The organism is Micromonospora sp. NPDC048898 (assembly GCF_043198035.1).
Lineage (GTDB): Bacteria > Actinomycetota > Actinomycetes > Mycobacteriales > Micromonosporaceae > Micromonospora.
Genome location: NZ_JBICUF010000009.1, coordinates 173,555 through 187,618 on the forward strand (window position 1 = coordinate 173,555; position 14,064 = coordinate 187,618).

Consider the following 14,064-nt stretch of genomic DNA (forward strand, 5'->3'; position numbering starts at 1 on the left):
CGTTCATCGCACGCCGCCGGCGACCGTCTCGGCCAGCGCGGCGCGCAGGGCGAAGCCCTGGGAGCCCCGGCCAGCCTGCGGCCACAGCGCCGGCAGCCGGGCACCGTGGTCGACACCGACGACGCGCCAGCCACTCTGCACCATGGCGAGGACGGCGGCGCCGTGCGCGTGCTCCGCCTCGGCCCGAGCCTTTTCCGGCAGGCTGAGCCAGGTGGAGCTGTTGAGCAGGAACCCGATGCAGGTGGCGCCGTTGCCGCGCAGCCCGGCCAGCAGCTCGGCCTCGGCCGTGCCCACCGTGCCGAACAGCCCGATGATCAACCCGCCGTCGGCGCGCTGGCGGACCCGCTGCACGAGACCTGTCACCTCGGCGCGCTGATCCAGGCGCACCTCCGCGAGGTGGTCGAGCAGCGCCCCGTCGCCGCCGGCCTCCGATGCGTCCACATCGACGCCCGAGCCGGTGACCAGGCGCAACTTGTAGCCGGCCTGCCGGAGGTGGACGGCGATGCTCGCGGCGGCGGAGACGGCCCACTCGAAACTGGCCGTCGGCCCCTCGCCGCGGTGGCCGTACGCCCGGGTGTCCAGAACGACGGTGGCCCGGCTCTCCCACGGCTGCTCCTCGCGGCGCACCATCAGCTCGCCGGTGCGGGCGGTGGACTTCCAGTGCACCCGGCGCAGGTCGTCGCCGCGCCGGTACTCCCGGGTCGCCGCGTCGTCCTCGCCGTGCACCGCCACCGACCGGGCCCGGCTGTCGCCGCTGCCCGCGTACTCCCCGGGGAGCCGGACCGACGGCAGCGGGGTGACCTGCGGGATGACCGTCAGGTGGTCGGTGCTGGGGAAGGAGCGGGTGAGCTCGCAGAGGCCGAACGGGTCGGTGATCCGGACCACCAGCGGGCCCACGTCGTAACGACCCCGCACGTCGGCCCGCACGGTGTACGCCACGGAACTGGCCTGGTGCGCGCCGAGCCGCTCCAACACCACCCGGGGCCGGCTGCCCAGCGCGTAGGGCAGCCGGTCCTCCAACAGCAGGGTGCCGGTCGGCAGCCGGGAGAGGTTCTGTAGGCGCAGCACCACGCGGGAGTTGGCGCCGACCGGAACCCGGTGCGGGTCCAGTGACCGGTTGCAGGCCAGCTTGTAGCGGCTGCGCCCGACGTAGGCGGCGGCCAGCAACGGCAGGATGGCCAGCAGCACAGCCACCCGGAGCAGGTCCTTCTCGCCGAGGATGCCGGCCGAGATCGCCGCGGCGACCGCGGCGGCGAGGAAGGATCGCCCGCGGGTGGTCAGCCCGCGCAGCCCGGCACGCACGTCATGGCCTCCGCGGCTCGTAGGGCGCGCGGCCGTTGCCGGAAGCGGGCCGGGTGTCGTACGGGTTGCGCTGCCGGTCGTGCGGCAGCGGCAGGCGGTGCACCAGCTCGGAGACGATCGCGTCGGTGGTGCGCCGGGCCAGCTGCGCGTCGGCGGTGGGGATGATCCGGTGTGCGAGCACCGGCACCGCCAGGGCCTGCAGGTCGTCGGGGAGCACGTAGTCGCGACCCTCCAGGGCGGCGACCGCCCGGGCGGTGCGCAGCAACTGCAGGGTGGCTCGGGGGGACGCGCCGAGCCGCAGGTCGGGAGCCTCGCGGGTGGCGGTGACCAGGTCGATCGCGTACTGCTTGACCGCGTCCGCGACGTGCACCTGCCGGACGGTGGCGATGAGCTGCCGGACGATGGCCGCGTCGGAGACCGCGCGCAGCTCGTTCAGCGGGTCGGTGGCGCCGTGCCCGTCGAGCATGGCCAGCTCGGCGTTGGAGTCCGGGTAACCCATCGCGATGCGGGCGGTGAACCTGTCGCGCTGCGCCTCGGGCAGCGGGTAGGTCCCCTCCATCTCGATCGGGTTCTGGGTGGCGATCACCATGAACGGGGTCTGCAACTGGTAGGTCACGCCGTCGACGGTGACCTGCCGCTCCTCCATGCACTCCAGCAGCGCCGACTGGGTTTTCGGAGAAGCCCGGTTGATCTCGTCGCCGACCACCAGGTTGGCGAAGACGGCACCCGGACGGAACTCGAAGTCGTGCGTCTCCTGGTTGTAGACGCTGACACCGGTGACGTCGCTGGGCAGCAGGTCGGGGGTGAACTGGATCCGTCGTACCGTGCAGTCGATGGACCGCGCGAGGGCCTTGGCAAGCTTGGTCTTGCCGACACCCGGGACGTCTTCGATCAGGAGGTGGCCCTCGGCGAGCAAGACGGCCAGGGCGAGCCGCACGGTGGCGGTCTTACCCTCGATGACCTGCTCGATGTTGGCCACGATGGCCTCGCTGGCGGCGCGGAACTCGTCGTGCGGCAGTAGGCCGCCCACCTCGTCCCAGGTCTGTTGTGTCACGGGCCTCCTCCTCGTCGCCGTCACGGCAGCTCTGTAGAGAGCACCTGGACCCGCCGTTGGGTTCGCGACGTCGAGCCTCGTTTGCCGCAGGATTCTCACTAGCCTCTCAGGCTAACCATGTTTGTCGTTATCGCCGACCCCCGCAGGCGGTCCGTCGGTTACGCCCCGATATTCGCCACGTCGGGGGACGCGGCCCGGCCCACCCCGGGGGCCGGCAGGCCGGACCGTCGGCGGGGTACACTGCCGAACATGGCCGGAGTCTTCCTGCTTCTTACCGGGCCGTGCTGATGCGCTGATCCCAGCGACAGCACGGCGGCCCCTCCTGCGCGAGGGGCATTTTTGTGCCCGCCGCCGGCCCGGCCCGGCGTCGCCGAGACGAAGCGAAGCGAAGCGAGGAGAGACGATGAGTGAGGCAGCCGCACCGGCGGGCGACATTCCCCCGTTCCGGTACACCGCGGCCCTGGCCGACGAGATCGAGAACCGTTGGCAGGACACCTGGGCGCGCGAGGGCACCTTCCACGCACCGAACCCGACCGGCCCGCTGGCCGACCCGACCCACCCCCGCGCCGGCGCGGACAAGCTGTACGTGCTGGACATGTTCCCCTACCCGTCCGGGGCCGGCCTGCACGTCGGCCACCCGCTGGGCTACATCGGCACCGACTGCTACGCGCGCTACCAGCGGATGGCCGGTCGCAACGTGCTGCACGCGATGGGCTTCGACGCGTTCGGCCTGCCCGCCGAGCAGTACGCGGTGCAGACCGGCACCCACCCCCGCACCACCACCGTGGCCAACATCGAGCGGTACAAGGCGCAGCTGCGCCGGCTGGGGCTGGCGCACGACGAGCGCCGGTCGGTGGCCACCATCGACACCGACTTCTACCGCTGGACCCAGTGGATCTTCCTGCAGATCTTCAACTCCTGGTACGACCGCGACGCCGGCCGGGCCCGCCCGATCGCCGAGCTGATCGCCGAGTTCGAGGGTGGTAACCGGCAGACCCCGGACGGCCGCGCGTGGGCCGAGCTGAGCGTCGCCGAGCGCCGCCAGGTCGTCGACGACCACCGCCTGGCGTACGTCTCCGAGGCACCGGTCAACTGGTGCCCGGGGCTGGGCACCGTGCTGGCCAACGAGGAGGTCACCGCCGACGGCCGCTCCGACCGGGGCAACTTCCCGGTCTTCAAGCGCAACCTGAAGCAGTGGATGATGCGGATCACCGCGTACGGTGACCGGCTGCTGGACGACCTGGACAGCCTGGACTGGCCCGAGCCGATCAAGCTGATGCAGCGCAACTGGATCGGCCGTTCGACCGGTGCGCACATCGACTTCCCCACCGGGCAGGCGCCGGTGCGCGTGTTCACCACCCGACCGGACACCGTCTTCGGTGCCACCTACATGGTGCTGGCACCCGAGCACGAGCTGGTCGACGCGCTGGTGCCGACCGCCTGGCCGGACGGGACGAGGGACGCCTGGACCGGCGGGCACGCCAACCCCCCGGCGGCCGTCGAGGCGTACCGCAAGGCGGCAGCCGCCAAGACCGACGTCGAGCGGCAGTCCGACACCAAGGAGAAGACCGGCGTCTTCATCGGCGCGTACGCCACCAACCCGGTCACCGGGGGGCAGATCCCGATCTTCATCGCCGACTACGTGCTGGCCGGCTACGGCACCGGCGCGATCATGGCGGTGCCGGCGCAGGACGAACGGGACTGGGCGTTCGCCGAGGTCTTCGAGCTGCCCATCGTGCGCACCGTGCAGCCGGCGGAGGGCTTCGACGGCAAGGCGTACACCGGGGACGGCCCGGCCATCAACAGCGCCGCGCCCGAGCGCGGCCTGGACCTGAACGGTCTGGGGGTCGCCGACGCCAAGGCGGCGACCATCGCCTGGCTGGAGGCGAACGGGCACGGCAGCGGCGCGGTGACCTACCGGCTGCGCGACTGGCTGTTCTCCCGGCAGCGGTACTGGGGTGAGCCGTTCCCGATCGTCTACGACGAGACCGGCGCGGCCATCGCCCTGCCGGAGGAGATGCTGCCGGTCGAGCTGCCGGAGGTGGACGACTTCTCCCCGAAGACGTTCGACGCCGACGACGCCGACAGCAACCCGGAGACCCCGCTGTCGCGGCGGCGCGACTGGGTCGAGGTCGAGCTGGACCTGGGTGACGGGCCGAAGCGCTACACCCGGGAAACCAACGTGATGCCGCAGTGGGCCGGCTCCTGCTGGTACGAGCTGCGCTACCTGGACCCGACCAACAGCGAGCGGTTCGTCGACGCGGAGAACGAGCGGTACTGGATGGGCCCGCGCGCCGACGGTGACTGCGGGGGCACCGACCTGTACGTCGGTGGCGCCGAGCACGCCGTGCTGCACCTGCTGTACGCGCGGTTCTGGCACAAGGTGCTGTTCGACCTGGGGCACGTGTCGTCGTTCGAGCCGTTCCGCAAGCTGTTCAACCAGGGCATGATCCAGGCGTACGCGTACACCGACTCGCGCGGCAGCTACGTGCAGGCCGAGGACGTCATGGAGCGCGACGGCGCCTACTACCTGGGCGACCTGGTGGTCAACCGCGAGTACGGCAAGATGGGCAAGTCGCTGAAGAACGTGGTGACCCCCGACGACATGTGCGCCGCCTACGGTGCGGACACCTTCCGGGTGTACGAGATGTCGATGGGCCCGCTGGAGGTGTCCCGCCCCTGGGAGACCCGGGCGGTGGTCGGCTCGTACCGGTTCCTGCAGCGGGTCTGGCGGGCCGTCGTCGACGAGCAGACCGGCGCGCTGCGGATCACCGAGGACCCGGCCGACGAGACGACCCGCCGGCTGCTGCACACGGTCATCGACGGGGTCCGTGGCGACATGGACGGCATCCGGTTCAACACGGCGATCGCCAAGCTGATCCAGCTGACCAACGGGCTGACCGCGCTGTCGGCGACGCCGCGTGAGGTGGCCGAGCCGCTGGTGCTGATGGTGGCACCGTTCGCCCCGCACCTGGCCGAGGAGCTGTGGCGCAAGCTGGGCCACGACACCTCGCTGACGTACGCGGACTTCCCGACCGCCGACCCGGCGCTGCTGGTGGCCGACACGGTGACCTATCCGGTGCAGGTCAACGGCAAGGTCCGTGGCCGCGTCGAGGTCCCTGCCGACGCCACCGAGGAGACCGTCCGCGCGGCGGCCCTGGAGGCGGTGGCCGCCACCCTGGCCGGCAAGGAGCCCCGCAAGGTCATCGTGGTCAAGGGTCGAATGGTCTCGGTGGTGGCGTAACTCCGCGCCCGGTCCCGCTCGCGTCGATCATGGAGTTGTGGTGGTCGGTTCATCCCCTGCCCGGGGGTTGTTCACCGCCACGACTCCATGATCGACCTATTGACGACGGCGCGGTGCGCACATACCCAGTCGTGCCAGTGCGCTATCAGCGCGCCTACTCCTGCCTCGCGGAGGCGGCGCATGGCTGGGTGGGGGCTGGTGTCGATGGTCCGCCAGGTGCCCTCGATCTGGTGGAGCATCAGGTCTGTCAGCTCACCTCGGGGCAGCGGCCCGGGGCCGGCCGCGTCGTAGGCGTCACAGAGGACGCGACAACGCCGACCCAACTCGGCGGGATCGGCGCCGTCACCCAGTGTGGCCCAGTGCCAGCCGGCGAACGCGACGTCCTCGATCCGCCGGCCCGGGGCGGCCAGGTCCCAGTCGATGAAGACCACCGGGAGCGGCCCGGCCGGGAAGTCCCGGTACACCGTGTTCTTCGGCGACAGATCGCGGTGACACACGGTCTCGGCGTCGCCGGCCAGCTCGGTGCCCGCGCACGCGTCGTGCAGACGCCGGATCAGCTTGGCCAGCCGCACCAGCGCCGGATCGGCGAAGAACGCGGGATCCTCGGAGTCCCGCCACGGCACCCGCCCCGGAACGTAGCTGAGCACCTGCCGGCCGCGGTCGTCGACGCCCAGGTGATGGGGCGCGAGGTCCGCGCCCACCCGGGCCAGGTGACGCAGCAGCGCGCCGATGAAGTCCGGGTTGGCCGGCGGGGTACGTCGTACCGTGTCGCCGACCCGGACCACCTCGGCGACGAAGCCGCCGGTGAGCGGCTCCTCGACGCCATGGGTCGGCTCGGGCACGGTCAAACCGGCATCCGGCGGCGTTGTCGTTCGGCGCGCCACCACGTGTGGACCAGGACCACGCTGGCGATCAGGCCGAGGCTGGCTGGTGCCGCGGCGTACCAGTTGATGTGGCCGGGCGAGCTGACCGCGGCGCCGATCGCCGCGTAGCCGAAGGCGGTCGGCGCGGAGGCGATCACGCTGCCGGCCAGGAACGGCAGCACCCGGGCGCCGGTCGTGCCGTAGCCGTAGCTGACCAGCCCGAAGCCGGCGATCGGCAGCAGCCGGACGGTGACCACACCTACCACGCTCTGCCGGGCGAACCAGCCGTCGAGGCGGGCCAGGCGGCCACGGACCCGTTCGGCCACGAACTCCCGGCCCAGTAACCGGCCGACCGTGAACCCGATCGCCGCGGCCACCAGTGCGGCACCCAGGGCGTACGCGGCGCCCTCCAGGGGGCCGAAGATCGCGCCCGCGGCGAGCGTGACGAAGGTCCGGGGGACCAGGGCGACAAGCAGCAGCGCGCCGCCGAGGATCGCCGCCACCGGGGCGAGGTCGCCCAGCCGGTCGGCCAGCAGTGGCAGTTGCTTCGGATCCGGTCGGGGTGCCAGGAGCAGCAGTAGCCCGCAGCCGCCGATCAGCAGCACGAGCAGGGCGAACCGGGCGGCCGACGGCTGCCGCAGCAGCCGACGGACGGCACGGATCATGCCCGGGCGGCGGCCACCGCAGAGCGGCGCTCGTTGCGCAGCCGGTCGGGCCAGGTGTCGTCCAGCGGCGGAAGCTGGTGTGCCCCGGTGGCCCAGCGCAGCAGCAGGTCGGCCAGGGCCGGGTTGCGGGCCAGCGCCGGACCGTGCGAGTAGGTGCCGAGCAGCTTGCCGCGCCACGCGCCCTCGGTGGCGCCGTCGTTGCCCACCCCGGCGGTGACCCGGGCCAGCGGGGAGACCTCGGGGCCCAGATGGGTGCGACCGCCGTGGTTCTCGAAACCGGTGAGCGGGGGCAGGCCCAGCCGCGGGTCGATCTCACCGGACAGCTCGCCCACGGCCCGGCTCGCGCCCCGGTCGGACTGCAGGTCGAGCAGCTCCAGGCCACGGCACTGCACGCCCTTGGCGAAGAACGAGGTGCCGAGCAGTTGGTAGCCGGCGCAGACGCCGAACACCACCGAACCCTGGGCGACCGCCCGGTGCAGACCGCCGTCGGCGATCAGGCGCTGCGCGCCCAGCGCCTGTGGGCCGTCCTCACCGCCGCCGACCAGGTAGATGTCGGCGGTCGCGGGCAGTCGCTGGTCGGAGCGGACCTCCAGCACCTCGACGGGCATCCCGCGTTGGCGGGCCCGGCGGGCGAGGATCAGGGCGTTGCCCCGGTCGCCGTAGGTGGACAGCAGGTCGGGGTAGATCCAGACGATGCGCAGGCTCTCAGATGACACGGTCCAACTCCGCTCGGATGTCCTGGAACGCGGTGTAGTTCGCGATGACCTCCAGCCGACCGGGCGGGACCGAACGGAGTGCGTCGTCGAACGTGCGGACGTGCTGGAACGGCACGTCGTTGACGTCCAGGCGGACCGCCAGGTCGTACGCCCGGTCACCGGTGATCAACACCTGCCGGCCGCGCAGCGGGGCGAAGTCGACGTCGTAGAGCCAGGAGGTGTCGAGGCCGTCGGGGTCGCGCGCGTTGATGGAGAGCAGGGTCGGGGCGTTGTCGGCCATGTCGAACGCCTCCAGCCAGCTGGCCGGGTTCTTCGCCAGCAGCAGCCGGATGTTGCGCCCGTCCTTGTCGACCTGCGCGTAGCGGCCGGCCACCGAGGTGACGATGCCGAGGCGGGACACCGCGTCGACCGGGCGGACGCCGAACTCGGCGGCCACCGCCAGCGCGGTCGCCGCGTTGCCGAGGTTGACCTTGCCGGGCAGTTGCAGGGAGACCTTGTGCCAGGCGCCGGTGGGGTCGAGCACCCCCTCGTCCTCGACGACCCAGTGCGGCTCCGGTCGGCGCAGCGGGCAGCCCGTGCACCACCACTGCTCGCCGGAGCGCTGGATGGTGGAGCCGCACTCCGGGCAGACCCAGGAGTCGTCGTGCCAGCGCTGGCCGGCACTGAACCAGGTCACGTGCGGCGGGTTGATGCCGCGGGCGGGGTCACCCGGCGGGGTGGCCGCCCAGACCACCAGCGGGTCGTCGGCGTTGGCCACCACCCGGACGTTGGTGTGCCGGACCAGCGCCGCGCGCCAGAGCTGCGCCATCATGGCGACCTCCTTGGCGCGGTCGAGTTGGTCGCGGGAGAGGTTGAGCAGCGCGACCACGTGCGGCTCGGTCGCCTCCAGCACCTGGGCGAGGTAGTGCTCGTCCACCTCGAGCACCGCGTACGGGGTGCTGCCGGCCTTGGCCAGCGCCGAGGTGTGCCCACTGGGCATGTTGGCGCCGAACGAGTTGGTGGCGACCCGGCCGAGCACGCCGACCGCGGCGGAGGTCAACCGGGTGGTGGTGGTCTTGCCGTTGGTGCCGGAGACGAGCGCGATCGCACGCCCGGCCGACAGGTGGGCCAGCAGGTCCGGGTCGATCTTCAGGCCGATCCACCCGCCGATCACCGAACCGTCGCCACGGCCGGCCGCCCGGGAGAGCGCCGCGGCGGTCCGTGACACGGAGCTGGCCACCTTGGCCCGTAGGGGCATTTTCGCGTCCGTCACGCGAGCGAGGTTACCGGACCGCCCGCCCCACCAGATCGCCGCCGACGGTGAACCGTTCGGCCGTGGTGGCTGCGCGGGCGGCCGGGAGGGAGTCCACCGGACGGAGTCGATCTATGTCGGAAAGCGGACCACGCCGGTGGGTCGCCGAGGCCCTCCACTCCGCTCCACCCCTCTTGACGTGCTGTTTTGCCCTCGGGTTGGAGACGCCACGCGGGCGAATCTGGTTGCAGGTGGAGGGAAGTGGAGTAGAGTGGGGACCAATGGTGAGGCCGGGAGGGCTCACCGGCCCGGGGGGTCAGCGGCGCCGCGAACGCCGCTCAGGGGCGAGGGGGTAGGGCCGGTGTTTCTCGGCACCCACACTCCACGCCTGGACGAAAAGGGCCGGTTGATCCTTCCGGCCAAGTTTCGGGATGAGCTGGCGGGGGGTGTCGTGGTCACCAAAGGGCAGGAGCGCTGCCTCTACGTCTTCCCGACCCCTGAGTTCCAGCGGATCGCCGACCAGTTGCGCGCGCAGCCGATGACGCACAAGGCGGCCCGGGCCTACAGCCGGGTCTTCTTCGCCAGCGCGCACGACGAGGTTCCGGACAAGCAGGGGCGGGTGACCATTCCGGCCCACCTGCGGGCGTACGCCGCGCTGGAACGCGAGTTGGTGGTGATCGGGGCGAGCACCCGGGTGGAGATCTGGGACAGGGCCGCCTGGGAGACCTACCTCGCCGAGAGCGAAGACGACTTCGCCGACATCTCGGAGGGGGTGCTGCCCGGCGGTCTGTAGGGCGGAACGGCGCCCCGACGTACTGCGAGATCTCCAGCCGCTTTCGAGTTCCTGGCACCCCTTCCCCGGTGCCAGGCGCACGATCCAGTCATCGGGCGACGGTCCGGTGTCCGGCGGGAGCGGATGGGGATCTGGCGGTACGACGGCAGCGCCGTCCGACGACAGGCGCACGAGAAGAACGGACGTTTCAACCAGTGGGGGTCATCATGGGGGAGTTGCGCGGCACACACGTGCCGGTGCTGCTCGAGCGGTGTCTCGAGCTGCTGGCCCCCGCGCTGGGTCGAGGCGGCCGGACGGTTCATGTCGACGCGACGCTCGGCCTGGCCGGGCACGCCGAGGCGGTGCTGGAGGCGCACCCGGAAACGGTCCTGATCGGGCTCGACCGGGACACCGAGGCCCTCGCCCACGCGCGGGTCCGGTTGGCCCGGTTCGCCGATCGGGTGCACCTGGAGCACGCCGTCTACGACGAGCTGCCCGACGTGTTGGACCGGCTGGGCTATCCGGGCATCGACGGCATCCTGTTCGACCTGGGTGTCTCGTCGCTGCAGTTGGACGCGCCCGACCGCGGGTTCGCGTACGCCCAGGACGCGCCACTGGACATGCGCATGGACCAGACCCGGGGGGTGACCGCCGAAGAGGTGGTCAACACCTACGCGCATCCGGACCTGGCCCGGGTGCTGCGGGTCTACGGCGAGGAGAAGTTCGCCGGCCGGATCGCCTCGGCGATCCTGCGGGAGCGGGAACGCGGCCGGATCACCTCGTCCGCGCGGTTGGCGGAGCTGGTCCGGGAGTCCATTCCGGCACCAGCCCGACGAACGGGTGGGCACCCGGCAAAGAGAACGTTTCAGGCTTTACGGATCGAGGTAAACAGAGAGCTGGCGGCGCTGGAGTCAGCGCTGCCATCCGCACTCGACGCACTGACCGTGGGCGGTCGCATGGTGGTCCTGTCCTACCACTCGTTGGAGGACCGGCTCACCAAGGTGGCGCTCGCGGACCGGGTCCGCAGCAAGGGCCCGGTCGACCTCCCGGTCGAGCTTCCCGGGTCCGGTCCGACGTTCCGGCTGCTCAGCCGGGGCGCCGAACTGCCCACGGAGGCGGAGGTCGCCGCGAACCCGCGGGCCGCCTCGGTGCGGCTGCGGGCCGCGGAAAGGCTCGACCCGAACGCGACAGAGCAGGGGCGGACCGACCGCGAACGGTCTCGCCGACGGGTGAAGGGAATGCACCAACCGGGCACGGGGTCCGCCTGATCCGTGGGGGGTCAGGGGCACCGGGACGGCAGAGGGACGGACGTTGAGGGGGAGGGACATGAGCATTGACAAGCGCGACCGCCGGGACGTCACCGGCGGCGGGCAGCGCGCACCGCGGTCGGGGGGCCGGACCGCGGCGGAGCGGGCTCCGCGCCTCGGAAACGGTACGCCACGCATCGATCGAGTGAACCAGCAGGGGGAGACTCGCGCCCGGGGGGCGCGCGAGTTCCCCACCCAGGGCACCGCCGCGCTGCGGCCGGTCGAGAAGGCCGCCAAGGCCAGCAGCACCCGGCCGCCTCGGCTGCGGGTGGCGCCGCCACCGCCGATCTCGGTGCCGCGTGCGCCGTTCGCGGCGCTGATCGTGGTGCTGGTGGTCGGTGGGGTGCTGGGCATCCTGGCGGTCAACACCAAGATCAATGAGAACGCGTTCCGGTTGGAGCGGCTGCAGCAGCAGCAGGCTCGACTGGACCTGGAGAAGCAGCAGCTGGACAAGCAGATCGCCGAGTCCGAGGCGCCGGGCAACCTGATCGCCGAGGCCCGGCGGCTGGGCCTGGTGGACGCCGGCGAGCCGGGCTACATCCGGCTGCCGGACGGCAAGACCATCGGCGTGCCGCAGCCGGCGAGCGGCAAGCCCTCGGTGACCAGCCAGGGTGCGGGAGGCTGACCCGTGCCACGACGGTCGGACGAGCCGCGCCGGGACCCCACGGGGACCCGGCGCGGTTCTTCGCGTGACGCCAACCCCACCGACGCCGAGCCGCGCACCGGTGAGCCGGGCATCGGGGGCATCGCCGGGGCCCGCGCGTACACGCCACGGGGTCGCACCGTCCGCGACGAGCGCGGCACGCCGCCGCGCGGTGTGGGCGCCGAGCAACGGCGTACCCCGCGCAGCACCCGTTCCGGCGACCCGTTCCGGCCGGCGTTGCAGGTGCTCGACGGCGGCCGGGCCGCCGCCCGGGCCGGCCGGCGCGACGCCCCCGCCGCCGGACGTGGCGGGGTGGTGCGCACCGTCGCGCCGCGTACCCCGCGTGGTCCGGGTGTCGACGAGCCGCCGCCGCGTCGACGGACCACGCCGCGCGCGCCACGCCGCGCCGACCGCCCGGCGGCCCGGCGGCCGTCGCGCAAGCCACCGCGCCCGCCGAAGCTGGCCGACTCGCGGCTGCGGCTGCGGCTGGGCACCGCGCTGGCCCTGACGTTGTTCGTGACCATCGGAATCCGGCTGATCTTCCTCCAGGCGGTCGACGCCCCGGCATACGCCGGTGGCGGCGTCGCCGACCGCACCATCAAGGTCGAACTGCCGGCGCCGCGGGGCGCGATCTACGACAGCACCGGCGCCCCGCTGGCCCGCAGCGTCGAGGCACGGTACGTGTTCGCCGACCCGACCGAGGTGCAGGACCCGGCCGCCGTCGCCAAGGCGCTCTCCCCGCTGCTCAGCATCCCGGCGTCGAAGCTCGTCGAGCTGATGAAGCCGCGCAAGCTGGAGAACGGCAACCTCTCCAAATTCACCTACCTGGCCCGGGGGGTGGAGATCCCGACCGCCAAGCGGGTACAGGCTCTGGGGCTGCCCGGCATCGGGGTGCACCGCGACGAGCGCCGCGAGGTGCCCGGTGGTGACCTGGCGGCCAACCTGATCGGCTTCACCAGTCAGGACATGGTCGGGTTGGAAGGGCTGGAGGCCCGCTACGACGACGTGCTCGCCGGGCAGGACGGCCAGCGGCGGTACGAGGCCGGCCTCGGTGACCTCGGCGCGCCGATCCCGGGTGGCTTCAGCCAGACCACTCCCGCCAAGCCGGGCAGCTCACTGGGCCTCACCATCGACGGCGACCTGCAGTTCCGGACGCAGCAGATCCTCAGCGAGGGCATGGCCAAGCAGCGCGGTGGCACCGGCGCGGCCGTGATCATGGAAATCCCCTCCGGCGCGGTGCTGGCCCAGGCCAGCGACCCCACCTACAGCGCGGCGAAGCCGGCGGACAGCGACCCGGTCGAGCGGGAGGACGCGGCGACCAGCTTCATCGTCGATCCCGGCTCGATCCACAAGGCGATCACCTACGGCGCGGCCCTCCAGGAGGGGGTGATCACGCCGGACACCACGCTGCCCATCGCCAACAGCATCAAGATGGGCGACACCTGGTTCTCCGACACGCACCCGGCCAACGGCAAGCGGATGAGCATCCCCGGGATGCTCGCCTACTCGTCGAACGTCGGCGCCATCACGGTCGCCGACAAACTCGGCCGGGACCGTCTGATCGACTACCAGAAGCGGTTCGGGCTGGGCCGGCCCACCGGCGAGGGAATGCCGGGGGAGGCCACCGGGCGACTGCTGCCGGCCGAGGAGTGGAGCGGGTCGTCGTACGGGTCGGTGCCGATCGGGCACAGCGTCGACGCCACCCCGCTCCAGATGACCGCCGCGTACGCCGCCATCGCCAACAACGGCACCTACGTGCAGCCGCACCTGGTCAAGGAGGTGATCGGCCCGGACGGCAAGCGCACCCCCGCCCCGGCGCCGGTGACCCGGTCGGTGCTCAGCCCGCAGAACGCGGCAGCCCTGCGCACCATGCTGGAGGCGGTCACCACTGTCGACCAGGCCACCGGAACCACCGCCGCGGTCCCCGGCTACCGGGTCGCCGGCAAGACCGGCACCGGCTGGCGGCTGGTGGACGGCAAGAAGCAGCGCGGCGAGGTGTCCTCCTTCATCGGCATGGCTCCCGCCGAGAACCCCCGGTACGTGATCGCGGTCTTCGTGTACGCGCCCGACGGTGGGGGCGCGGCGATCGCCAATCCGGCGTTCCGCGACATGATGCAGTTCACCCTGCGTCACTATCGCGTGCCGCCGTCCACCGGTGGTTCGGCACCCAAGTTCGTGGTCTATCCGCGCTGAGCAGCGGCGGCGGGACATCATCGGTGGGTGCCGACGAACCACCGGGGCGGCTGTACGGCCGGAACCGGACGACC

10 protein-coding genes and 1 pseudogene are annotated in these 14,064 nt (G+C 72.2%); 5 read left to right on the forward strand and 6 right to left on the reverse strand.

Going from position 1 to position 14,064, the window contains the following annotated elements:
• Window positions 1-3: 3 nt before the first annotated feature.
• Window positions 4-1,302, reverse strand: a complete 1,299-nt coding sequence (locus ACGFIQ_RS23165; protein ID WP_393246758.1) for a DUF58 domain-containing protein — start codon at window positions 1,300-1,302, stop codon at window positions 4-6.
• Between the two features lies 1 nt (window position 1,303).
• Window positions 1,304-2,356: a MoxR family ATPase gene (locus ACGFIQ_RS23170; RefSeq protein WP_357251025.1), complete on the reverse strand. Its 1,053-nt coding sequence runs from the start codon at window positions 2,354-2,356 to the stop codon at window positions 1,304-1,306.
• A gap of 403 nt (window positions 2,357-2,759) precedes the next feature.
• Here ACGFIQ_RS23170 and leuS point away from each other — a divergent pair, with 403 nt between their 5' ends.
• Window positions 2,760-5,600, forward strand: coding sequence for a leucine--tRNA ligase (gene leuS / locus ACGFIQ_RS23175; RefSeq protein WP_393246760.1), 2,841 nt, complete (start codon window positions 2,760-2,762; stop codon window positions 5,598-5,600).
• Between the two features lie 71 nt (window positions 5,601-5,671).
• On the opposite strand, the gene ACGFIQ_RS23180 is transcribed toward leuS, so the two are convergent.
• The 4 genes from ACGFIQ_RS23180 to ACGFIQ_RS23195 are packed head-to-tail and all read right to left on the reverse strand — an operon-like array spanning window position 5,672 to window position 9,081.
• Window positions 5,672-6,442, reverse strand: coding sequence for a phosphotransferase (locus ACGFIQ_RS23180; RefSeq protein ID WP_393246761.1), 771 nt, complete (start codon window positions 6,440-6,442; stop codon window positions 5,672-5,674).
• 2 nt (window positions 6,443-6,444) lie between these two features.
• Window positions 6,445-7,128 carry a TVP38/TMEM64 family protein gene (locus tag ACGFIQ_RS23185; protein ID WP_393246764.1) on the reverse strand — a complete coding sequence of 228 codons (684 nt, stop codon included), beginning with the start codon at window positions 7,126-7,128 and terminating at the stop codon, window positions 6,445-6,447.
• On the reverse strand, window positions 7,125-7,844 hold the full coding sequence (locus ACGFIQ_RS23190; protein ID WP_393246766.1) for a type 1 glutamine amidotransferase: 720 nt from the start codon (window positions 7,842-7,844) through the stop codon (window positions 7,125-7,127). Before ACGFIQ_RS23190 ends, ACGFIQ_RS23185 begins: the two co-directional genes overlap by 4 nt.
• A complete protein-coding gene (locus ACGFIQ_RS23195; protein WP_355007801.1) occupies window positions 7,834-9,081 on the reverse strand; it encodes a MurT ligase domain-containing protein in 1,248 nt (415 codons plus the stop codon). Before ACGFIQ_RS23195 ends, ACGFIQ_RS23190 begins: the two co-directional genes overlap by 11 nt.
• Window positions 9,082-9,436: 355 nt before the next feature.
• Here ACGFIQ_RS23195 and mraZ point away from each other — a divergent pair, with 355 nt between their 5' ends.
• The 4 genes and pseudogenes from mraZ (at window position 9,437) to ACGFIQ_RS23215 (ending at window position 13,990) form a co-directional block, all read left to right on the forward strand.
• Window positions 9,437-9,868: a division/cell wall cluster transcriptional repressor MraZ gene (gene mraZ, locus ACGFIQ_RS23200; RefSeq protein ID WP_357069529.1), complete on the forward strand. Its 432-nt coding sequence runs from the start codon at window positions 9,437-9,439 to the stop codon at window positions 9,866-9,868.
• Between the two features lie 206 nt (window positions 9,869-10,074).
• Window positions 10,075-11,184, forward strand: a pseudogene (gene rsmH, locus ACGFIQ_RS23205) (16S rRNA (cytosine(1402)-N(4))-methyltransferase RsmH).
• On the forward strand, window positions 11,174-11,779 hold the full coding sequence (locus ACGFIQ_RS23210) for a hypothetical protein (protein ID WP_393246768.1): 606 nt from the start codon (window positions 11,174-11,176) through the stop codon (window positions 11,777-11,779). The pseudogene rsmH and the gene ACGFIQ_RS23210 overlap by 11 nt, the downstream one beginning before the upstream one ends.
• Before the next feature lie 3 nt (window positions 11,780-11,782).
• Entirely contained in the window at window positions 11,783-13,990 is a 2,208-nt protein-coding gene (locus ACGFIQ_RS23215; RefSeq protein WP_393246770.1) for a peptidoglycan D,D-transpeptidase FtsI family protein, read from the forward strand.
• Window positions 13,991-14,064: the final 74 nt, after the last annotated feature.

What these genes read in the sequence shown, in the direction of transcription:
- ACGFIQ_RS23185 (WP_393246764.1), bottom strand. Translation starts at nt 7,128, where the DNA reads ATGATCCGTGCCGTCCGTCGGCTGCTGCGGCAGCCGTCGGCCGCCCGG.
- ACGFIQ_RS23210 (WP_393246768.1), top strand. Translation starts at nt 11,174, where the DNA reads ATGAGCATTGACAAGCGCGACCGCCGGGACGTCACCGGCGGCGGGCAG.
- ACGFIQ_RS23195 (WP_355007801.1), bottom strand. Translation starts at nt 9,081, where the DNA reads ATGCCCCTACGGGCCAAGGTGGCCAGCTCCGTGTCACGGACCGCCGCG.
- leuS (WP_393246760.1), top strand. Translation starts at nt 2,760, where the DNA reads ATGAGTGAGGCAGCCGCACCGGCGGGCGACATTCCCCCGTTCCGGTAC.